The organism is Magnetospirillum moscoviense, assembly GCF_001650635.1.
GTDB lineage: Bacteria > Pseudomonadota > Alphaproteobacteria > Rhodospirillales > Magnetospirillaceae > Magnetospirillum > Magnetospirillum moscoviense.
The window spans coordinates 1-20,732 of the sequence record NZ_LWQU01000141.1 but is presented as its reverse complement, the minus strand read 5'-3'; the positions used below and the strand labels follow the sequence as shown (position 1 = coordinate 20,732).

Sequence of the window (20,732 nt, the reverse complement as noted above, 5' to 3'; positions counted from 1 at the left end):
CTTAGGTCTGGCGCACCGTCGTCCGCCAGACCTGAGGAGCCTCCCCCTGCCCCATCAGAGCATTCCCAAGACCGGGAACCGGTTCATCGACAGCGACCATGCTAGGCTGGCCTCGATCATCCGTCGCGCCGCCCTGCTGGCGCGCGAGGAAGGTATCCACCCGGATTTCCTGCCGACATTGCATGAGTTCCGCCGGCTGTTGACCCTGCACTTCGACGTCGAGGAGGTCATCGTCGGCGGAGCCGGCTTCGCCGCCGCCCCGGCCCATCGCGCGCGTCACCGCCAGATCCTGACCGACATCGACGCCATGATCGATCACTTCGCCGTCGATCGCTCGCCCGCACTGCGTCACGAGGCGGTCGATAGCATGGAGCAGGTGCTGTTCGAGCACGAGATCGTCGAGGACACCCAATATTGGGAATTCCTGCACGACCATCGCGGCGAAGACATGGCGTCACCGCTGTTGGAATGGAAATCGGTTTACGCCATCGGTGTCGATTGGATCGACGACCAGCATCGCGCGCTCATGGCCGATCTGGCCAAGGTGATCGTCTGCGCCCACGATGCCGACACTCGAGACCAGGCCGGGGCCATGCTGGACGACTTCGTCGAACACACGCGGGGCCATTTCGCCGAGGAAGAGAAGGAACTTCTCCGCCGGGGCAGCTCGGTCACCGAGCACCGCCGGCATCATCAAAGCATGCTGGACCGCCTGACCGAGATGGCGGCCGCCAGCAAGGCCAATCCCGGCGCGCTGGCGGCGGAATACCTGACCTTCTGGCTGCTGGATCACATTTGCGGCCTCGACCGCACCGACTTCGCCGCGTCGTAAGGAGTTAACGCGGAGCGTGATTCGGCTAAATCACGCTCCGCTCAGCGGCCATTGCGGCCGCGGCCAAGCCGCCGGAAGGCGGCGCCCGGCGAGGGGCAAGAATGTGACTAACGCGCGCGGTCGAGGGCGCCCAGTACCTCGGCTTCCGACAACAGCTCGGGCAGGGCGATGCCGGCGGTGGCCTTGGGGCCATAAACGGCATTGAACGGAATGCCGTAGCGTCCGAACGAGGCGAGATAACGGGCGATAGCCTGATCCGGCTTGGTCCAGTCGGCGCGCATGGCGACGATGGTGCCGCCGGCCAGACGGGCGGCCACCTCGCCGCGATCCAGCACCGCCGCCTTGTTGACTTTGCAGGTGATGCACCAATCGGCGGTGACATCGACGAACACCACGCGGCCGGCGGCGACATGGGCCGCGATCGCCGTCTCGTCGAAGCTTTCCCAGCGGACGGCCGGCCCGGCTCCGGACTCGCGGGTCGGGGCCAGCCAGCCGGTCTGGGTGGCGAGGATGCCCCCCAGCCACAGCGCGGTCGCCGCCAGCGCCACCCCCATCGCCTTCTTGACCGTCACCATCCACCGCCCCGGCCGGGGCAGCCGGCGAGCCGCTTCCGGCCAGGCGGCAACCAGCAGGTAGGGCGCGGCCATGCCGGTGCCCAGCATGGCGAAGATGACCATGATCTCGGCCGGGCCGCGCGCCAGGGCGAAGCCGATGGCGGTGCCCAGGAACGGCGCCGAGCAGGGCGTCGCCAGCAAAGTGGCGAAGGCGCCAGACAGGAAGTGACCGGCCAGGGTGTGGTGGGGTTGACCACCGGCGCCGACATTCATCAGGACCGACGGCAGCCGAATGTCGAACCACCCCCACAGATTGGCGGCGAAGGCCAGCAGCAGGGCGACCATCACCGCCAGGAAGACCGGTTGCTGGAACTGGATGCCCCAGCCGACCGAGGCACCGGCCAGTTTCAAGGCCACCGCCGCCCCGGCCAATCCCAGGAACGACACCACGATACCGGCGGCCGAGGCCAGGAAGGCGGCGCGGATATGGGTACGCTCGGCGCCACCATGGCCGATGGCGCCCAGAACCTTGATGGACAGAACCGGCAACACGCAGGGCATCAGGTTAAGGATCAGGCCACCCAGCAAGGCGATCCCCAGCATGGCGACCAGCGACGCATTGTCCGGAAGACCCGCCTCGGCGGCGCCAATGACCCTTTCCGCTTCCATCGAGCGCAGGCCATCGACCACGGTCACGGTGACGCCGGCGCCGACCAGCGGGCCGGTGGCGCTGCCCGGAGCCGCCACCAATTCGATCACCGCCACGGCCCCGCCTTGTTCCAGCCGGACCTTGGGGGCGCCGAACGCCCCCAGTTCGGCCGGCTCGACGAACAGGTCCGGGCTTTGGAACCCCGGATTGGCCCGCGCGGTGACGAACAAGGTGTCGCCCAGCGCCGTCACCTTGTCGATGCCGATGCCGTGACGGGCACCGTCACCCGGCACCAGCGCCGCGAAGCGCGACAGGTCATGGATGGCAGCCGAGGGCTGGCCGGTCCCGGCCGGCAGGTCCAAGCTGACCTGGGCATTCATCGGCACGCAGATCTTCTCGCAGGCCAGATACTCGATGGCGGCGCGAAGGCGGGCCGGCTGGCCCGGCCGGGCCAGCGTCATCGCCACCGGCAGCACCACCTCGCCGGCATAGCCGAAATTCTGCAGCCCGGCCAATTCGAACCGCTTGGGGGCCGGCCACGACAGCACGGGACCTTCGGCATTGTCGGTTCCGCTCCAGTCGATCTTCGGCGGATAGCCGGCATCGCCCGGGGTGCGCCAATACATCTTCCAGCCGGGCTGCAATTGGAACTGCAGCCCCAGGCGCAGCTGCGCGTCCGAGCCGGTGGCGGTGGTGGCGGCGATCAGCCTGACCCGGCCGGTCTCGTTGACCGACCAGTCCGATGCCCCCGGCTCGGCGGCCAGCGCCCCCGACAGCCCGACCAGGCCCGCCACCATGACCGCCAACATTCTCAAGACCATGACCAAGCGTATCCCGCCTTTTAAGGATAATCGGCGACACGACACCAGAGCCGGACCCCACCTGTCAACTTAACTGCTGGTCATCCGGGGTTGCGTTCTTGGGTTTTGGGGCCTATCTCTGAACCATGGTTATGCAAAAGACCCAGGGTTATCTGGCAGGCCAGTTGTTGATCGCCATGCCGCAAATGCAGGACCCGCGCTTCGCGCGGTCGGTGGTCTATCTGTGCGCCCACAGCGCCGAAGGGGCGATGGGACTGGTGGTCAACCGCCTGCTGGACGGCATCAGCTTCCCGGAATTGCTGGAGCAATTGGGCATCGAGGCGACGGGGCGCTGCGACCAGATCCGCGTCCATCTGGGCGGCCCGGTCGAGGGCGGGCGCGGCTTCGTGCTGCATTCCACCGACTACATGCACGAAAGCTCGATGATCGTCGAAGGCGGCGTGGCGCTGTCGGCCACCGTCGATGTGCTGCGTGCCATCGCGTTGGGCGGCGGGCCGCGCAACAGCCTGCTGGCGTTGGGCTATGCCGGCTGGGGCGCCGGCCAGCTGGACGCCGAAATCCGCGAGAATGTCTGGTTGAACGCGCCGGCCGACGACCGGCTGCTGTTCGGCAAAGACCTGGACGCCAAGTGGGAAAGCGCCATCCACAAGCTGGGCATCGATTTCGCCGCCCTGTCCGTCGATGCCGGGCATGCTTGATGCGCGAGGCGGGTTATGCGCGAGGCGCTGCCCGTGCCGGGCGGCTCAATCGCCGCTCGGGCTTTTTGGCACAGCGCCAAGGTCTGGCACCCCGCCAAGCCCGGCGGCGTTTGAGCCGGCCCGGCTACGGGCATGCCACAGGCATAACAATAACACCTTCTAGCTTGCATCCGACCCGCCCCTTGCGGTAAAGCTGCCCCGGATGGAGGTTTTCATGTCGGTTCACGGATTTTTCCTGGACATGATCGACGCCCCGGCTGACGCCTGGGCGCGGGGCTTCGTCGTCACCACCAAAACCGGCACCAAGACCACCGCCTGACGGCGGGCCGGTTCGTTGCAGTCAAAACGAAAAGGCCCGCGGAAGTATCCCGCGGGCTTTTCGCTTGATGCGATAAGTGTCCTGCCCCCGAAATTTGCGTCACGAATTTAGGGGATCGGCAGGCCACTAATTTGTTGAATTGTGTGGCGATTCTGAAATTCGCAAAATGCTGCGAATTTCAGAATCGCCACACTGGCCGGGGAGCTTCAAGGGCTCCTGAAGAACGGAGAGAACAACATGGGTTACAAGGTTGCTGTGATCGGTGCCACCGGCAATGTGGGCCGCGAAATGCTGCAGACGCTGGTGGAACGCAAGTTCCCGGTGTCCGAGGTCGTCGCCCTGGCGTCGTCGCGCTCGGTCGGCCGCGAAGTGTCGTTCGGTGACGACAAGGTGCTGAAGGTCCAGGACCTGGCCACGTTCAACTTCAAGGGCTGGGACATCGCCCTGTCCTCGCCGGGCGCCAAGGTTTCGGCCGAGCACAGCCCGCGCGCGGCGGCCGCCGGCTGCGTGGTGGTCGATAACACCTCGCATTTCCGCATGGATCCCGACGTGCCGCTGGTGGTGCCCGAGGTCAATCCGGAAGCCATCGCCCAGTACACCAAGAAGGGCATCATCGCCAATCCGAACTGCTCGACCATCCAGATGGTCGTCGCCTTGAAGCCCCTGCATGCGCTGGGCACCATCAAGCGCGTCGTCGTCTCGACCTACCAGTCGGTGTCGGGCGCCGGCAAGGACGGCATGGACGAATTGTTCGAGCAAACCCGCGCCGTCTATGTCGGCGATCCCAAGGAACCCAGGAAGTTCCCCAAGCCGATCGCCTTCAACCTGATTCCGCAGATCGACGTCTTCATGGAAGACGGCTCGACCAAGGAAGAATGGAAGATGACCGTCGAGACCAAGAAGATTCTCGACCCCAACATCGAGGTGCACGCCACCTGCGTCCGCGTGCCGGTGTTCGTCGGCCATTCCGAATGCGTCAACGTCCAGTTCGACAAGCCGGTCAGCGTCGAAGCCGCCCGCAAGGCCCTGTCGGCGGCGCCGGGCGTGATCGTCGTCGATACCCACGAGCCGGGCGGCTATGTCACCCCGGTCGAGTGCGTCGGCGAGGACGCGGTCTATATCAGCCGCATCCGCAAGGACCCGACCATCGCCAACGGCCTGTCCTTCTGGTGCGTGTCGGACAACCTGCGCAAGGGCGCGGCGCTGAACGCCGTGCAGATCGCCGAGGTCCTGGCCCGCGATTACCTGAAGAAGTAATCCGCCGTTCCGGCGCGAATGAAGAAGGCGGAGGCCACTCAAGGCCCTCCGCCTTTTTTCGTGGTCTATCCGCGACGCAAAGACTGCTTGGCGTCGCGCGCCCGCAGGTTGGAATCCTTGCGGGCCTGGGCCTCGGCCTCCTCGCACGCCCGGTAATCCTGACGGTTTTCGGCCTTGGCGATGCAGCGGTCGGCCTGCTCGAGGATCTTGATCCGCTCGCGGTGCGACTGGCTTTCGATTCGCTTCAATTCGCGGGCGCGGGTGGCGGCTTCGGCGAAGGCGTCGGCCGGATAGGCCAGAAAGGCAAGGCCGGCGGCCAGGATCAGGAACAAGACGGGGATGGGCATGGTGGGCCTCCGAGGTTCGGTCTGGCCCCATGTCACCATCCCATTGTGGCGAAAATCAGCCCAAGGGCCGCCGTGGCGCAATCCGGATGCGCGACCGCCCCCGACCGGCTATCATCGCCCCGGAAATCGACGGAGCCGATCAGGTTGCGAATATTACCGACATTGCGTCAATTGCGTTATCTGGTGGCCCTGGCCGAGCATCGCCATTTCGGCCATGCCGCCGAAGCCTGCCTGGCGACCCAATCGACCTTGTCGGCCGGCCTGCAGGAGCTGGAAAACCTGCTGGGCGCCACCTTGGTCGAACGCACCAAGCGCAAGGTGATGCTGACTCCCCTGGGCGAAGAGATCGTCGCCCGCGCCCGCATCGTCCTCAAGGGCGCCGAGGACATCGCCGAACTGGCCGCCGCCTCGGGCCAGATCCTCAGCGGGGCGCTGCGCCTGGGCGTCATTCCGACCATCGGCCCCTATCTGCTGCCCAGGGTCTTGCCGGCCCTGCGCCAGGCCTTTCCCGCCTTGAAACTGTATCTGCGCGAGGAGCAAAGCGCCCGGCTGGTCGCCCGCGTCGGTGCCGGCGATCTCGACATCGCCCTGCTGGCGCTGCCCTATCCGGCGCCCGAGCTTGAAAGCCGGGTCATCGGCACCGATTCCTTCGTGCTGGCCTGCCCGCCCGACCATCCGCTGGCGGCCAATTCCAGCGTCGACTCCGCCCAATTGGCCGAACACGATTTGCTGCTGATGGAAGAAGGCCATTGCCTGCGCGACCATGCGCTGGCCGCCTGCCACCTGCCCGGCCCGTCGCGCGGCGACGGCATCTTGGCCACCAGCCTGACCACCCTGGTCCAGATGGTCGCCAACGGGCTGGGCATCACCTTGTTGCCGGCGATGGCGGTGTCGTCGGGCATTCTGGCCGGCACTGGGCTGGTGACGCGGCCGCTGGTCGATGCCGGCAGCCGGTCCATCGGGTTGATGTGGCGGCCCAGTTCGCCGCGCAAGGCGGAATTTGCCAAACTGGCCGAATTTCTGATGGCGCAGGACCAAATCGCCGGGTACCAATGAACCGCAAACGGGGGAGAGCATCGATGCGACCTGCGGTCTTGATCGCCGCCATCACCTTGGCCTTGGCCGCCTGCGCCGAGGTCACGCCGCTGCGCAATCCCGACGGTTCGCTTGATTATTACATCGATTGCGAGAATTCGCTGCGCCTGGAAAGCTGCCGTGCGGCGATGGCCCGCACCTGCCCGACCGGATACGATTTGCGCCCGGCCGCACCTCCGTCCAAGCCCGACCCCAAGCGCCCCGATTTGCCGGTGCCGACCCGCAATGACGGGTTGTTCCGCTGCCGCTGACTTAGCCGCCGAAGCCGGCACGCACCAGCAATTGGTGGAAGTCGCGCAGCGCCTTTTGCGCCCTGGCCGGATCGGGAATCCCCTCGACGAAGTGGGCGTCGAAATCCTTCTGACGCAGCAGGCCCAGGATGCGCGTGCGGGCGCGCGTCATCGCCTTGCCCTCGGGCAGGACGCCGGCGGCACAGAACTGCACCAGACGCACCGCGCGGTCCCTGAGCGGGCTTTCGTGGTGGTCCAGCTTCTCGACGATCTGCTCGTCGATCAAATAGCGCTCGAGGATCGAATCGATCCGCTCGGTGACCTGAGCCTTCAATTCGGCGGGAAAACATGACGCGGCCATCGCCTTGTGGGCCATGGTCGCGCGGATCATCCGCTCTTTCGGGGTCAGGTTGCGCTGGCACAATTGGCCGATGTTGGTGGTGTCCATGATGCGGTCGAACATCGCCGCGATGTCGTCGGCGGCGCCCTGGGCGAATTCGCTGGCCGCCAGATCACACAGATAGACCACGCCGAACGCCTTGTCGGGCATGGCGCCAAAGGTGGCGGCGATGGCCGCGCGCTTGCCGGCGGCGCCGCCCTCCACCACCATGCGGGTCTGGCGCGAGGTCAACGCATCGGCGGTTTCCGGGCCGAACAACAGACCCGTCGGCGTCAGCACCCGCTGGACCAGATTGCCGAACGCTTCCAGCTCTTTCGACGAATCGCTGCGGTTCAGCGGATTGGCCGACTTGATCTGGCGGTGCGCGCGATCGATCAGGCACAGACGGCTGGTCGGCAGCTTTTTTTCCTTGAACAACCGGTTCAGCATCTCGGCCGATTCGCCGGCATCGCTGGTCTCGACCGGTAGGTTACCGTCGGCCAGGTCGAACATCCGCCCGATCGCCGAGGCCAGGTTGGGCTGCCAGCCCAGAATTTCCTGCACCACGTTGGCGCCCAGCACGTCGGCGATCACACCGTCCAGCAGTTCGACCGCGTGGGGATCGCTGTCCTCGACCGCCAGCCGACACAGCCGGTCCAGCTTGCCGATCCAACTGCGCAGATTGACCAGTTCGCGCGACAGCACCACCATCGCCAGATAGTCGGCATCGACCTCGCCATTGGCCATGCCCGACACGGCGCGGTACATGTCCGAGAACGAGCCGGTCAGCTTGGGAAGCGTCATGGCATCGGCCTTGCGGGCCTTGGCCGAAACGGCATCGACGGACTTGAAGATGTCCTCGCGCCGGCTTTTGGAATCGCCCTCGCCGTCCTTGGTCTGCAGGAAGGCCACGCGGTCCACCGCCGACGGCAGCAAGGTGTCCTTGTCCTGCAGCCGCTTCAATTCCTTGAAGTTGTACATCAGCTCGGTGGGGGTGACGAAGGTCTTCTCCATGTAGGTACGGAACAGACGGTTCATCACGTTGCGGGCATCGTCGCCGAAATAATCGTCGGGAACCTCGCACTTGGTGGGCGGCAGGCTATCGACCTGGGCGATGCGGACCGGCCCGTCATCCTTGACCGTGCGGGTCTCGCAGAACACTTCCTTCTCGACGACGGTGCCGTCGGCGCGCATCCAGTTGCGGATGACCTTGGCGCCCTCGCATTTCTTGTCGTTCAGATATTTCTTCGCCGCGGCAACGGCAGTCTTCTCGTCCTCGAGAAAGCTTTGCGCCCCCCAACGGCCGTCCTTCATCACCTGAACTTCGTAACTGGCCCGTTCCGCCGCCATCATCCCGCTCCCGCCACCTGCGCACATTCTCCGCACAGGCCTTCGCTCCTTAGAAATACAAACTCACGTCCATCGATTCCATGTCTTTCTGACGGGATCATGCATATTTCGATCGCTGAGCCATCCACTTGGCAATAGTGAAACGCCCAAAAATCAGCGAGAATTATCGGATAAAGGGTGGGCTTTGCAAGGCGAGGCGCGAAAATGTCCGGCAGCATTAGATTTACTTGGCTTCGCCCCGGCGGTTGGACGCGGATCGGGACGGTTGCGGCCATCGCCATCTTATTCGCCACACCGATGTTGTGGGCGATGGGAACTTTCGGCGCCGACGAGGATTCGGTCCGCCGCGCCATAGTCTTCGCCGCCGCGGGGATCTGGTTCTTCTTTCTGATCGGCTGGGGGGCCGGTTGGGCCATGCGCGGCTTCATCGTCCGCCAAAGGGACGATGACGAAGGCGACGATTCCCCCCCGCGCCGCCCGCCAGCCGCCGCCCCCCATCCGGCTCCGCATCGCCCGGCCGGGCATTAGGCGCAAGGCGGCCCGTGCCGGGCCCGCTCACACGCCGCGCGGGCTTGGGGCGCGAGGCGCGGCCCGTCCCGGGCCCGCTCAAACGCCGCGCGGGCTTGGGGCGCGAGGCGCGGCCTTAGGCCGCCAGGATCGCGAAGGTCGCCAGTTCGATCCCGCGTTCGGCCAGATGGGTGCGGATGTCGGGGTTGGACAGCATCTCCGTCTCGCGTTCGCGCCCGTCGGTGAAGCTGCTGAGCGCGCGTAAGACGTCGTCGCACAGGCCGGGGTGGCACATCGCCTCGGCCACCTGGCCGGACCGCAAGGCCAGCGCCAAGGCATCGCCGGCCGACCGGCCGCGCCCCAGATAGTTGGTCACCAATCCCTCGGGATGGCCAATGCCGGCCCAGTCCCCGGCCAGGGCGGTCACCGCCCGCTGGGCCGATTTCTCGCCGTCGCCCAAAACCTGGGCCTGGCTGGCGAATCCCAGCGGATTGCGCACCGGCACCCTTAGTTCGTCCGCCAGCGTCAGCATCGCCTGCAAGGCCAGCGGATGAGCGTAGGACAGATGATGATGGCTGTCGAGATGGGTGGGCGAGCGCCCGGCCGCCTCGACGAACAGGTCGATCTGCGCCCGCCACTCGTCCCTCAACTGGTCGGGCCGCACCGCCTGCCAGCGCGCCTCGGTCCAATCGGTCAGCTTGGCGAAGCTGGCATCGGGGCGCACCAACGACGCGACCTTGGCCGCTGGCCGTACCGGGGCGCCGGCGCTGACCACCAGATGGACCCCCAGCCCCAGATCGGGGCATTCGACGCCGGCTCGGGCGACTTCGCCCATGGCCAGCGGGAAATTCATCATCGCGGTGGTCGAGGTCACCACGCCCGATCGATGGGCGCGGCGAATTCCTTCGGACACCCCGGCGGTCAGGCCATAATCGTCGGCGTTGACGATCAGATGGCGCACGCCGGTCATAACAGAGTCTGCGCCAGGCGGTAGGTGACGAAAGCGGCGCCATAGGCCAGCGCGGTCAACAGGACGAACATCAAGGCCGGCCAGGCCCGGGAATTCAACTCGCGCCGGACCACGCTCAGCGTCGACAGGCATTGAGGCGCGAAGACGTACCACGCCAGCAGCGACAGGGCGGTCGGCAGGCCCCAGCTTTGGCCCAGCACCCCGGCCAGCGAGGACTGCAGCGCGTCGCCCGATTCCGACAGGGCGTAGATGGTGCCCAGAACGCCGACCGCCACCTCGCGGGCGGCCATGCCCGGCACCAGGGCCAGGGCGATCTGCCAGTTGAAGCCGATCGGCGCCACCAGCGGTTCCAGCGCATAGCCCAGGGCTCCGGCGATGGAGTAACGGATCGCCGGCTCGGTGGCGCCGTCGGGCGGCGCCGGGAAGTTGCCCAGGAACCACACCACCACCATCAGGGCGAAGATGGTAGTGCCGGCCCGGGTCAGGAACGCCTTGGCCCGATCGAACAACCCCAAGGCCACGTTGCGCACCCGGGGCAGGCGATAGGCCGGCAGCTCCATCAAAAGCGGCTCGCGCGCGCCCTTCAGCCAGAAACTCTTCATCACCAGCGCGACCAGCAGGCCGGACAGGATGCCGCTGGCGTAAAGGGCGAACATCACCAGCCCGGGCAGGCCGATCCAGCCGCCCACCAAGGTCCGGTCGGGCACGAAGGCGGCGATGATCAGGGTATAGACCGGCAGCCGGGCCGAGCAGGTCATCAGCGGCGCGATCATGATGGTGGCGATGCGGTCGGCGCGGTTCTCGATGGTGCGGGCCGCCATGATGCCGGGCACCGCGCAGGCGAAGCTGGACAGCAGCGGGATGAAGGCGCGCCCATGCAGCCCCACCCCACCCATCAGCCGATCCAGCAAGAAGGCGGCCCGGGCCATGTAGCCCGAATCCTCAAGCACCTGGATGAACAGGAACAGCACCAGGATTTGCGGCAGGAAAATCACCACGCTGCCGACGCCCGCGATGATGCCGTCATTGACCAGGCTTTTGGCCAGGCCGTCGGGCAGCGCCTGATCCAGCCAGCCGGTCAGCGCCCCCAGGGCCAGGTCGATGGCCTCCATCGGTGCCGCCGCCCAGGCGAACACCGCCTGGAACATCAAGAACAGCACCGTCAGCAAAATCAGCAGGCCGGTCAGCGGATGCAGCAGCACCCGGTCGATTGTCCGCGTCCTGGAATGGCCGCGGCCGGGGGTCAGGATGCACAGCGACAAGATGCGCAGGACCTCGCGGTGATAGTCGCGCAAATCGTGCGAGCTGGGTTCGTGCCAGTGGCAGACCGCCCCCGACGGCGCCATCCCCTCGGCGTTCGCGACCAGGATGTCGCGGTCGATCTGGTCCAGCAGGGCCTGGACGCCGCCGGCCTGCACGGCGATTGTGGGAACCACCGGCACCCCCAGTTCGGCCGAAAGGCGGGCGGAATCGACGCCAAGGCCCATCTTCTCGGCCTCGTCCATCATGTTGAGCGCCAGGATCAGCGGATGGCCCAGGCGCTTGAGTTCCAGCACCAGCCGCAGGTTCTGGCGCAGATTGGTGGCATCGGCGACGAAGACGATGGCGTCGGGCAGGTCCTCGCCCTCGAAGCGCCCCAGCACCACGTCGCGGGTCACTTCCTCGTCCGGCGAGCGGGCCCTGAGCGAATAGGTGCCGGGCAGGTCGATCACCTTGACGCGGGTGCCGGCCGGGCTGACGAACAGCCCTTCCTTGCGCTCGACGGTGACGCCGGCATAGTTGGCGACCTTCTGGCGGCTGCCGGTCAAGGCGTTGAACAGCGCGGTCTTGCCGCAATTGGGATTGCCGACCAGGGCCAGACGCGGCTCTGCCCGACGCCTGGACATCAGACAGCCACCTTGGGCAGCCGGACCAGCACCGCCGCAGCCTCGGCCCGGCGCAGCGCCACGGTGTGGTCATCGACCCTGACGGCGATCGGATCGCGTCCGGGGAAGCCTTCGTGCAGGACTTCAAGGTGGGCGCCTTCGACCAGCCCCATCTCGATCAGGCGCCGTTCAAGCTCGCCGGCCTGCAAGGTCGAGACGACGCCCAGCTCGTCCAGACCGACCACCTCGGCCTTCTGGCCCTTGCCCAGTCGCCCCAACGAAACAGTCAGCCCCTCAACCATCGCCGCCCAACCCTGAGAACGCATTGGATTTGCTAATATTGCAGCGCACAGGCCGGCCGGGCAAGGGTTTTGCGGCGCCCCCTTTTCGAATCCTCCCGGCGCAGCCATATCAATGGGAAGGATAAGGGAGATTCGATGCCCCGCGACACAGACGATCATGGCCCGCGCCGGCCGCCGCGCCGCAACGTCCTGGGTGGAATCCTGGAACCGTGCTCGGTCAAGCCGATGACCGGCTTCTTCCGCAACGGCTGTTGCGACACCGCGCCCGAGGATGTCGGCAGCCACACCGTCTGCATCGTCGCCACCCCGGCTTTCCTGCGTTTTTCCGCCGCGCACGGCAACGACCTGTCGACCCCGATGCCGCAATACGGCTTCCCCGGCCTGGCCGAGGGCGACCGCTGGTGTCTGTGCGCCCCGCGCTGGCAAGAGGCGCTGATGGCCGGCCAGGCGCCGCGGGTGGTGCTGCGCGCCACCCATGAAGGCGCCCTGGCATGGTGCGATCTGGGCGACCTGAAGCGACTGGCCATCGACCTGGGGTGACGGGCGCGGCCCCGCCCGCTATCATCCGGCTATGCGCACGCTTCTGCTGCTTTCGGTCATCTTCACCTGGTTGTGTGCCGGCTCGGCCCGGGCGGGCGACGACATCGACCTGGCCAACGTTCCGGTGGCGCCCGGAATGGACCAGCCGCCGCCGGTCGGCCGCGCCCAGATCATCGGGCTGGACCGCTTATCGTCGCCGCATTCCTGGTTCGGCGGCTGGTCGGGCATGGCCTGGGACGGCGACGATTTGGTGCTGGTCTCGGATCTTGGCCATTGGGCCCGGCTGCGCCCGGTCCTGGCCGCCAGCGGACGCCCGACCGCCGTGGACCTGGTCGCCCATGGCCCGCTGGGCGATGTCGGCACCGACAAGAAATGGGCCGATGCCGAGGAGATCCTGCGCACCGATCACGGCTGGGCGGTGGCCTTCGAACGTCGCCACCGCGTATGGATCTATCCCGACCGACTGGACGGCCCGCACGTCGCGCTTTCGACCCCTGTCGCCATGGCCGATTTGTCCGCCAATGGCGGCATCGAGGCGATGACCATCCTGGCCGACGGGCGTTGGCTGCTGATCGCCGAAGGGGACCAGGATCGCCCCGATTCCCCGGCTTGGGTCGGCCGCCCCGGCGAATGGCGCCCGTTGCGCTTTCGCCACCACGGGCTGTTCCGCCCGACCGGAGCCGTGACCTTGCCGGGCGGTGACGTCGTGGTGGTCGAGCGGCGCTTCACCATGATCGGCGGGCCGGCCCTGCGGCTGGTCGGGATCAAGGCGTCCGCGATCGGCGAGGACGAAACCATCGGCGGCGAGGAACTGGCGCTGATCCTGGCGCCGCTGGCGGTGGACAATTTCGAATCCATCGCCGTCCGCCGCCGCCCCGATGGTCGTCTGGTCGCCCTGATCCTGGCCGACGACAATTTCAATCCGCTGCAATCGACGCTGCTGCTGACCGTGCTGTTGCCAGAGTGACGCGATGCCGCGCGGGCTTCCGATCGGGCGGTGAGCGGGTTATCCTGCCTGCGACCGGCGAGGGGGCGAGATGACACAGGTGCAACCACACGCGCAAGCCATGCCCCGGATCGATCAGCCCCATCCCGACGTCGAATTGGGCTTTCCGCGCCAGGCCGTGCATTACGCGGTGGTGCTGCCCGATGCCGGGATCGGCCCCCGCACCGGTTTGGTCTTCTACATTTTCGGCTTCGGCAGTTCCTACGACGATTCCTATGCCCGTCGCCTGTTGCCCTATCTGGCCAACGACCATGATTGCGTCGCCGTCGCGGTGGATTATCAGGGCGCCAAGGCACAAAGCACGCTGGACGCCGATTTCGCCCCCGATTTCTTCGTCAACCTGCAGCGGATTTACCAGATCAGCGTCAGCGCCACCCCGGAATTGACCCAGGACGTCTACGCCTTCATGGGGGAATTGTGCCAAATCCTGGCCCAGGCCGGAATCACCCGGCTGGACCCGTCCTGCCGCCTGATCAAACGCGGCGACCGATACGTCAATTTCGGAATCCTGCCGGCCCTGGACCTTCTTCAGGTCGCGGCCAGGACCATCGCCGAATACGGCATCGACCGGCGCAGGATCTTCGCCATCGGCACCTCCTATGGCGGTTACCTGGCCTTACTGCTGACCAAGCTGGCCCCCAACACCTTTCGCTTCGTGGTCGATAATTGCGGCTTTTCCGGCATCGACAACGTGATCTATGGCGCCACCACCTGGCCGGGGCCGGTTCGCGTGCTGATCGTCTCACCCCAGGCCTTCAGCATGAACCCCGAATCACCGTCCTATCTTGGCCCGGCCCGTCAGGCGATCCGCAACCTGGCCACGCCCGAGCATTATCAGCTGCCCAGCGCCACCTTCGCCTATTCCTATCACGGCGAAATCGACGACATCGCCAGCCCCGAGGCCAAGCAGGCCTTGTCCGAATTGCTGCGGCAAAAGGGCCGCCACCATGCCCTGCGGCTGATCGGCCCCGACGATCTGGACGGGCGGGTGTTCAAGGTTCCGGGTCACGGCCTGCAGGCTTCGATGCGCGGGCTGTTCCAGCTCAGCATGGAGCGCTGGCTGGCCGATGCCCGGCCCGCCGAGCCCGTGACCGATTTCGATCTGGGCACCACCAACGTATTGGCCTGCGCCGATCGCGACTATGTCTTCGAATTTGGCGCGGACGGCGCCCGCCTGACCATCTGCTAGCCGAGGGAAATGGTGCCGGTTACAGGATTCGAACCCGTGACCCCCTGATTACAAAGCAACTTCCCCTGAACTTTTGCGGGATGCAACAACAGCCTGAAACCCAGGATACATGCGGCTCAACACTAGACTTTTAGCCACTTTCAACGAGAGATATTGACTTTTTAGTCCCAAGGCAATAGGTGTTTTGGCGGGTTTCCTGGGGTGCGATGTCGGTTTTCGCGTGTCCCAAGATTGTCCCAAGCCGGATGCAACACCCTGCAACATCGAGCCTCACCATGCCGAAGGACAACAAGGTCAACTTCACCCAACGATACATTGATGCCCTCAAGCCTCCTGCGGAGGGGGAGACCTTGATCATGGACTCCAAGGTTCCAGGACTGGGGATCAGGGTCCGCTATACCGGCAAGGTGGTCTACGTCCTGCGATACCAGCTTGGCGGGCTGCACAAGAAGATGACCATCGGCGACGCCAAGTTGATCAAGCTGGAGAGTGCCAGGGACAGGGCGCTCGAACTCCTTGGCGACGTCCAGGCGGAAAATGACCCCATAGCCCAACGAAACGATTGGCGGAACAACCCGCCGGTCAGGCAGTTGGGGGCGGAAACGATTGAACACCTCAAGTCCCTCGACAGGTCCGCCACCTATATCGAGGACAGCCAGCGGCTCCTTGATCGCTACATCCTTCCCGCCATCGGGGATATGCGGGTTCGGGACGTGGGGGCCAGGGACATTGAAAAGATCATCCATCAACTGAAGGGCAAGACCCGCACCGGCAACCTTGTCCGCTCCTTCCTGTCCCGCATGTTCAAGCTGGCCCGCAAGTGGACCTACCGCATGGATGATCCGACCTATGGGGTGGAGAAGTTCGAGGAACAGGCGCGAGAGCGGTTCTACTCCCTGGCGGAACTGGACAAGATCAGGACGGTTCTGGGACAGAAGCTGACCGAGACCCGCTTTCGGCAGAGCGCGGGGGCAACTCTGCTGCTGCTGTACACCGGGGCGCGGCCAAGGGAGTTGTTCAAGTCCACCTGGGAGATGTTCGACCTTGAAGCTGGGGTCTGGACGAAGCCCAGCCACCACACCAAGCAGAAGAAGGTTCATTCCCACAAGCTGGCCCAAGAGGCCATTGACCTGTTGAAGTCGATCCGCTCGGCGGCAGAGGCCGATGCCAAGGGCAAGGCAGAGAAGATCGGCCAGCCCGTAGAGGTCTCCCCGTTCGTCTTCCCCAGCGACAGCAAGGGTGGACATCTGACCACCATCAAGAAGTTCTGGGCAGAGGTCTGCAAACTGGCCGAACTGACGGACGCCCATCTGTATGACCTGAGAAAGACCTTTGCCACCCTGCTGTTGTCCCGAGGGGTAGACATCAAGACGGTGATGAAGCTGACCGGCCACACCCAGGCCAGCACTCTGTTGAGGCACTATGCAATGGTGGTCGGCGGGGCAGAGGAGAAGGCCCTTGAAGGGCTGTTCGGCTGAACCCTATGAGGATTGCCGGGGTCGCGCCGTCCAGCCCTTGGGATAGGGCCGGTCATCGTACCGGCCTTGCTTGCCCCGGTCGCACTTGAAGGAATGGATCGCCTCGATCCGGTGATCCACCAACAACTCGACCGCCTGTTCCAGGGCTTCGCCGATGTGGCGCAGAACCCGGCCACGGCTGCGGGGGTAGACGTGCATCTCCTCGACCACCGTCTTGCTGCGTAGCCCGGACCAATTGGGATCGGGGACATCCCGCTCCCATCGCTTGTGGCTGCCAGAGACCATGCGGTGAACCACCTTGGCGGCTTGGACACGGCGATACTCGGCCTTGGTGATCGCCTCGGGATCATCTCGAAGGGCCATCTCCACGGCAAGCCATACGGCCACCACCAGGATCGGCTCGACCTCATGCTTCCTGAGACGTGCCCAGGCCGCGTTGGCCCGATCCTGCGGAGACAGCCCCCGCAACCGGAAGGCTTCCACATGGGGGCCTGCACCGTCGTAAAGACCCTGGACACGCTGGATGGCGTTCTTGGCCCATGGGTCTTCGGCATTGCCCAACAGCCAAGCCAAGGCTGCCTGTCGGTAGGGATTGAGATGCTTGGCGGTATAGCTGCCCTTGTAGACGCTGCCGTGGCGCTGGTGATGATCGGCATGGGATCGACAGAACCGCATGTCCAGACCATCCGATGTCCCGGCTCTGGCGGGATTGCGACAGCCCATGACCCGGCAATAGCCATACATATGGTCCGGCAGTTCAGCCCTGGCCTTGACCTCATCCTTGCGCTTCTGGCGCTGGCTCCACTCGGTCACCCTTCAGGTCCGGGTTCTCATCCTCGATGGCCTTCATGGCCTCGTTGATGGCCTTGCCGATGTTGTCGCCTTCGGTCAGGGACTGGAGCGCAGAGAACCGGGCCTCGGGCCGCAGGAAGATGACGCCCTCGGCCTCGTAATCCGCCTTGCCGATCTTGCGACGACCGCCACTGCCCACCGGCCCCAGCTTGGCTTCGGCCAAGGCGAACTTCTTCTCGGCATAGCGCAGGAAGACCAGCCCCAGCACCGGCACCGAGAACTGGGCGGGCTTGAGGCCGGTATTGGCCCAAAGCTGATCGGCTGCCGCCCACAGACGCTTCTCCACATCCCCGTTGACCAAGTCACATCCCCCCTGAACTTCAAGACAAGAACCCTACACGGATTAGATGACCTATGCCACCGCCTGAACAGCCCCAAGGTCGAGCCTTTGCAACAGGTTCCGCACCGACGACTTGTGCCAACGACCACCTCGGGGCGTCAACATCCCTCGCTGGTTCAAGGCATCGGCCACCGCCCCCAGGCTGACAATGCCTTCCTGGTGCAACGCCTCGACCACCGGGGCCAAGTTGGCCGCGTGTTGGCTGGCCTTGTCCTTGATGGCCTCGACGCTGGCGGTGTTGCCCTTGCCCGCTCGACGCAAGGCGGCTGCCCCGTTGGGATTGCCCAGAGCCTTGCCCCGCGCCTTGGCTGCGGCCAGGGCCTCGCGGGTCCGCTTGGAGGTGGCTTCGCGTTCCTGCTGCGCCACCAGGGCCATGATGCCCACGGTCAGGTCGTTCGCCTCGGGCATATCGGCAGCGATGAACGCCACCCCGCTGTCTCTCAGGGTCAGCAGGAAGGCCGCGTTGCGCGACAGTCGGTCGAGCTTGGCGATGACCAGGGTTGCCCCGGTAACCTTTGCGAGGTGCAGGGCCTTGGCCAACTGGGGCCGCTGGTTGCTCTTGCCGCTCTCGACCTCAGTGAACGAGCCGATCAGGGAGCCGCCCCTCGACGCGGCATAGTCCTCGATGGCCTTGGCCTGGGCTTCAAGGCCCAAGCCGCTGGTTCCCTGCTTGGCGGTGGAGACCCGGTGATAGGCGACGATCTTCATGGCATCCTCTGATGTACAAAATGGCGTAACGCTCGTTAGACCATTTTGTACCGCACCCAAGCTTCACCGTCCAGAGGCAAGAACGTCTTGGAGCGGACGCCAGATGGGAAAGCCCCGCGTTGCTCCAACAATGACATGCGCCCTGTTTGAAGGAACCGTTCCTGCCACCATTAAGCAGCCCAAGGTCGTCGCCCTTGGGTCTGGCTGGAGGTCAAGCCCCAATGCCGGAAGCCGAACAACAACCGGGGTTCGGTGCAGCCCATCCCTTCGACCTCGGGAACAATGGCAAGCGGTTTCGGCCCAGGTCATTGCGCCCCGCCATGAAGAGGTGAAGAACACAGAGGACGTGAGGAAGTCGCTCGGAACATGCCGCTCCTTCCAGACAGGGGCCTTCCCTGGGATGAGGCCCTCTCTGGCTATACCAGCAAGGCGACCATAGATGGTGCCGTGATAGACATAGGCATCGTCACGGACCCTGCGCCTCAGTTCGGCGGCCAGGGCATTGGGCCTCTGTCTGTTTCCCAGGGCCTGCTCCATTTCGGGGACTGTGGCCACCTCCCTGAAGTAAGTCGCCACAGACTGGAGAAGATCGCAGATTTCAGCCGGGGCATCGCCCCCTTCAATCACCTGCTGGATGAAGGTCAGATGGTCTTGGCGCTCGTTCCCGTCCCAACCCGGCCCTCCAAGCGCGTCAATGCACTCGATCAGCAGTTCATCAAGGTCCACTTGATTTGCTCCGAAACCATTGCATCAAGAGGGGGGGGCATGGGGGTAGTTCACAATCTGCCATGTGATGATACCCGCTCCCATTTTTTGGCGAAACATCCGGGTTGCTATGGCCGGGACAGGAAAGCCACTTGGGACAACTTGGGACAAAAGCCAAGAGCGACTACGCTCTGCACCACCACTATATAGGTAGAGAGACCAGAGCCACGGAAAGGTGCTGAAAGGCTGGGCTTCCGGGTAGACAAAAATCTAATGCGCCCCGGCTCTGAATGTCCCAAGAGTGTCCCAGGCAAGAAAAAGGGGCTAGACTACGAAGCCTAACCCCTTGAAATACTTGGTGCCGGTTGCAAGGTTCGAACTCGCGACCCCCTGATTACAAATCAGGTGCTCTACCAGCTGAGCTAAACCGGCATCGGGGGCAACCTAAGACGAAGGCCGCCGCTTCGCAAGTGCTAGCGGAACAGTTCGTACAGGGCCACGGCGGCCGCGTTCGACACGTTCAGGCTTTCCATCTCGCCGGTCATCGGCAGCCGCACCAACAAGTCGCAATGCTCGCGCGTCAGCCGACGCAGACCGTCGCCCTCGGCCCCCAGGACCAGGGCGACGCGGCCCGACAGCTTGGCTCCGGCCAGGGTGTCCTTGGCCTCGCCGGCCAGACCGGCGACCCAAAAGCCGTGCGCCTTCAGGGCTTCCAGGGCGCGGACCAGATTGGTGACCCGGACCAGCGGCATCCGTTCCAGCGCGCCCGAGGCCGATTTGGCCAGGGTGCCGGTCTCGTCGGGGGCGTGGCGGTCGGGCGCGATCACCGCCAGGGCGCCGAACGCCGCCGCCGAACGCAAGATGGCGCCGACATTGTGCGGGTCGGTGACCTGATCCAGCAGAACCACCACCGCGCGCTCCTGCATCTGACCCTGGCGGGCGATGTCCTCCAGCCCGATCTCGGGCAGCGGATCGACCAGGGCGGCAATGCCCTGGTGCACCGCGCCGGGCGGCAGATGGCGGTCCAGCTCGGCCCGCTCGACCACCTCGCCCTGCCGGTTGGGAAGGCTTTTGGCCATCTCGGCACTCATCAGCAGGCGGCGCAGCTTGCGGGCCGGGTTGTCCAGCGCCGCCGACACCGCGTGAACTCCGTAAAGCCAGGTGCCGCCGCCGGACGGGCGCTCGGGCCTGCGGCCACGATCGCGGTCGTGCGTCGGCTTCGCGCCGGCCTTGGGCCGGTCGGGATGATTGCGGGCGGGCGGACGGGGTCGGGAATCGCGTTGAGTCATAAGGGAATGTCTTAGACCTCTCTTTTCGAGTTGACAAGCCGACGAAAATTCCCATAGTTCCGGTCTCCCGTCGCCGGGCTTTCGGGTCCGATGGCGGCGTGGAGGGGTGGCCGAGCGGTCAATGGCAGCAGACTGTAAATCTGCCGGGGTAACCCTACGTTGGTTCAAATCCAACCCCCTCCACCATTCCTTTCAGGGGCCGCGCGGGCGTGGGCGCAAGCGGGTGTAGCTCAATGGTAGAGCAGAAGCCTTCCAAGCTTACGACGAGGGTTCGATTCCCTTCACCCGCTCCAAGCGCTGTCCTACGGGTTTGATTTGTTCGACGACCAATGCGGCCCTTTCCGGCGCCGCCGAACCGACGGGTTGAGAAGAGATGGCCAAGGCTAAATTCGAGCGTAACAAGCCGCACTGCAACATCGGCACCATCGGTCACGTCGACCATGGCAAGAC

At 65.2% G+C, this 20,732-nt stretch carries 20 protein-coding genes and 3 tRNA genes; 12 read left to right on the top strand and 11 right to left on the bottom strand.

Annotated features, from left to right (window positions below):
- The first annotated feature begins 178 nt into the window (after positions 1 to 178).
- Positions 179 to 832 (top strand): bacteriohemerythrin, encoded by a 654-nt coding sequence (locus A6A05_RS10920; RefSeq protein WP_068500577.1) that lies wholly within the window; start codon positions 179 to 181, stop codon positions 830 to 832.
- Between the two features lie 107 nt (positions 833 to 939).
- On the opposite strand, the gene A6A05_RS10915 is transcribed toward A6A05_RS10920, so the two are convergent.
- Entirely contained in the window at positions 940 to 2,844 is a 1,905-nt protein-coding gene (locus A6A05_RS10915; protein WP_245644268.1) for a protein-disulfide reductase DsbD family protein, read from the bottom strand.
- Between the two features lie 137 nt (positions 2,845 to 2,981).
- Between A6A05_RS10915 and A6A05_RS10910 the strand changes: the two genes are divergently transcribed.
- Together A6A05_RS10910 and A6A05_RS10905 are read left to right on the top strand one after the other, a co-directional pair.
- Positions 2,982 to 3,554, top strand: a complete 573-nt coding sequence (locus tag A6A05_RS10910; protein ID WP_068500572.1) for a YqgE/AlgH family protein — start codon at positions 2,982 to 2,984, stop codon at positions 3,552 to 3,554.
- Between the two features lie 556 nt (positions 3,555 to 4,110).
- Complete coding sequence (locus tag A6A05_RS10905) at positions 4,111 to 5,130, top strand: aspartate-semialdehyde dehydrogenase (RefSeq protein ID WP_068500568.1); 1,020 nt, start codon at positions 4,111 to 4,113, stop codon at positions 5,128 to 5,130.
- A gap of 65 nt (positions 5,131 to 5,195) precedes the next feature.
- Here A6A05_RS10905 and A6A05_RS10900 read toward each other — a convergent pair whose 3' ends face one another.
- The gene (locus A6A05_RS10900; RefSeq protein ID WP_068500565.1) at positions 5,196 to 5,477 is read right to left on the bottom strand and encodes a hypothetical protein; all 282 of its coding nucleotides are present in this window, start codon (positions 5,475 to 5,477) and stop codon (positions 5,196 to 5,198) included.
- A gap of 171 nt (positions 5,478 to 5,648) precedes the next feature.
- Between A6A05_RS10900 and A6A05_RS10895 the strand changes: the two genes are divergently transcribed.
- Positions 5,649 to 6,533 (top strand): hydrogen peroxide-inducible genes activator, encoded by an 885-nt coding sequence (locus tag A6A05_RS10895; protein WP_245644267.1) that lies wholly within the window; start codon positions 5,649 to 5,651, stop codon positions 6,531 to 6,533.
- Between the two features lie 23 nt (positions 6,534 to 6,556).
- Entirely contained in the window at positions 6,557 to 6,823 is a 267-nt protein-coding gene (locus A6A05_RS10890; RefSeq protein WP_156521011.1) for a hypothetical protein, read from the top strand.
- 1 nt (position 6,824) lies between these two features.
- On the opposite strand, the gene A6A05_RS10885 is transcribed toward A6A05_RS10890, so the two are convergent.
- Positions 6,825 to 8,534 (bottom strand): hypothetical protein, encoded by a 1,710-nt coding sequence (locus A6A05_RS10885; protein ID WP_245644266.1) that lies wholly within the window; start codon positions 8,532 to 8,534, stop codon positions 6,825 to 6,827.
- 306 nt (positions 8,535 to 8,840) lie between these two features.
- Here A6A05_RS10885 and A6A05_RS10880 point away from each other — a divergent pair, with 306 nt between their 5' ends.
- Positions 8,841 to 9,059, top strand: coding sequence for a hypothetical protein (locus tag A6A05_RS10880; protein WP_156521010.1), 219 nt, complete (start codon positions 8,841 to 8,843; stop codon positions 9,057 to 9,059).
- A gap of 115 nt (positions 9,060 to 9,174) precedes the next feature.
- On the opposite strand, the gene A6A05_RS10875 is transcribed toward A6A05_RS10880, so the two are convergent.
- Genes A6A05_RS10875 through A6A05_RS10865 form a run of 3 tightly spaced genes read right to left on the bottom strand, consistent with a single transcriptional unit; the run spans position 9,175 to position 12,175 of the window.
- The gene (locus tag A6A05_RS10875; RefSeq protein ID WP_068500558.1) at positions 9,175 to 10,008 is read right to left on the bottom strand and encodes a carbohydrate deacetylase; all 834 of its coding nucleotides are present in this window, start codon (positions 10,006 to 10,008) and stop codon (positions 9,175 to 9,177) included.
- On the bottom strand, positions 10,005 to 11,894 hold the full coding sequence (gene feoB, locus A6A05_RS10870) for a ferrous iron transporter B (protein ID WP_068500555.1): 1,890 nt from the start codon (positions 11,892 to 11,894) through the stop codon (positions 10,005 to 10,007). Before feoB ends, A6A05_RS10875 begins: the two co-directional genes overlap by 4 nt.
- Positions 11,894 to 12,175 carry a FeoA family protein gene (locus A6A05_RS10865; protein ID WP_068500551.1) on the bottom strand — a complete coding sequence of 94 codons (282 nt, stop codon included), beginning with the start codon at positions 12,173 to 12,175 and terminating at the stop codon, positions 11,894 to 11,896. Before A6A05_RS10865 ends, feoB begins: the two co-directional genes overlap by 1 nt.
- A 135-nt stretch (positions 12,176 to 12,310) precedes the next feature.
- On the opposite strand from A6A05_RS10865, the gene A6A05_RS10860 reads away from it, so the two are divergent.
- From A6A05_RS10860 to A6A05_RS10845, 4 genes are all read left to right on the top strand, one after another.
- Positions 12,311 to 12,715 (top strand): DUF2237 family protein, encoded by a 405-nt coding sequence (locus A6A05_RS10860; RefSeq protein ID WP_068500548.1) that lies wholly within the window; start codon positions 12,311 to 12,313, stop codon positions 12,713 to 12,715.
- 31 nt (positions 12,716 to 12,746) lie between these two features.
- Complete coding sequence (locus tag A6A05_RS10855) at positions 12,747 to 13,682, top strand: esterase-like activity of phytase family protein (RefSeq protein ID WP_068500544.1); 936 nt, start codon at positions 12,747 to 12,749, stop codon at positions 13,680 to 13,682.
- 100 nt (positions 13,683 to 13,782) lie between these two features.
- On the top strand, positions 13,783 to 14,910 hold the full coding sequence (locus tag A6A05_RS10850; protein ID WP_068500541.1) for a DUF2920 family protein: 1,128 nt from the start codon (positions 13,783 to 13,785) through the stop codon (positions 14,908 to 14,910).
- Positions 14,911 to 15,185: 275 nt separating this feature from the next.
- A complete protein-coding gene (locus tag A6A05_RS10845; protein WP_172822263.1) occupies positions 15,186 to 16,388 on the top strand; it encodes a tyrosine-type recombinase/integrase in 1,203 nt (400 codons plus the stop codon).
- A 3-nt stretch (positions 16,389 to 16,391) separates the two neighbouring features.
- Here A6A05_RS10845 and A6A05_RS10840 read toward each other — a convergent pair whose 3' ends face one another.
- The 5 genes from A6A05_RS10840 to rlmB form a co-directional block, all read right to left on the bottom strand.
- Positions 16,392 to 17,201 (bottom strand): hypothetical protein, encoded by an 810-nt coding sequence (locus A6A05_RS10840; RefSeq protein WP_068500537.1) that lies wholly within the window; start codon positions 17,199 to 17,201, stop codon positions 16,392 to 16,394.
- Positions 17,164 to 17,541 (bottom strand): type I restriction-modification system subunit M N-terminal domain-containing protein, encoded by a 378-nt coding sequence (locus tag A6A05_RS10835; protein ID WP_068500534.1) that lies wholly within the window; start codon positions 17,539 to 17,541, stop codon positions 17,164 to 17,166. The genes A6A05_RS10840 and A6A05_RS10835 overlap by 38 nt, the downstream gene beginning before the upstream one ends.
- A 51-nt stretch (positions 17,542 to 17,592) precedes the next feature.
- On the bottom strand, positions 17,593 to 18,288 hold the full coding sequence (locus A6A05_RS10830) for a recombinase family protein (protein ID WP_068500531.1): 696 nt from the start codon (positions 18,286 to 18,288) through the stop codon (positions 17,593 to 17,595).
- A gap of 1,061 nt (positions 18,289 to 19,349) precedes the next feature.
- Positions 19,350 to 19,425: transfer RNA gene (locus A6A05_RS10820), tRNA-Thr, on the bottom strand.
- A gap of 41 nt (positions 19,426 to 19,466) precedes the next feature.
- Positions 19,467 to 20,282, bottom strand: a complete 816-nt coding sequence (gene rlmB / locus A6A05_RS10815; RefSeq protein ID WP_068500527.1) for a 23S rRNA (guanosine(2251)-2'-O)-methyltransferase RlmB — start codon at positions 20,280 to 20,282, stop codon at positions 19,467 to 19,469.
- 100 nt (positions 20,283 to 20,382) lie between these two features.
- Here rlmB and A6A05_RS10810 point away from each other — a divergent pair.
- Positions 20,383 to 20,468: transfer RNA gene (locus tag A6A05_RS10810), tRNA-Tyr, on the top strand.
- Positions 20,469 to 20,501: 33 nt separating this feature from the next.
- A tRNA-Gly gene (locus A6A05_RS10805) sits at positions 20,502 to 20,575 on the top strand.
- Positions 20,576 to 20,732 lie beyond the last annotated feature (157 nt).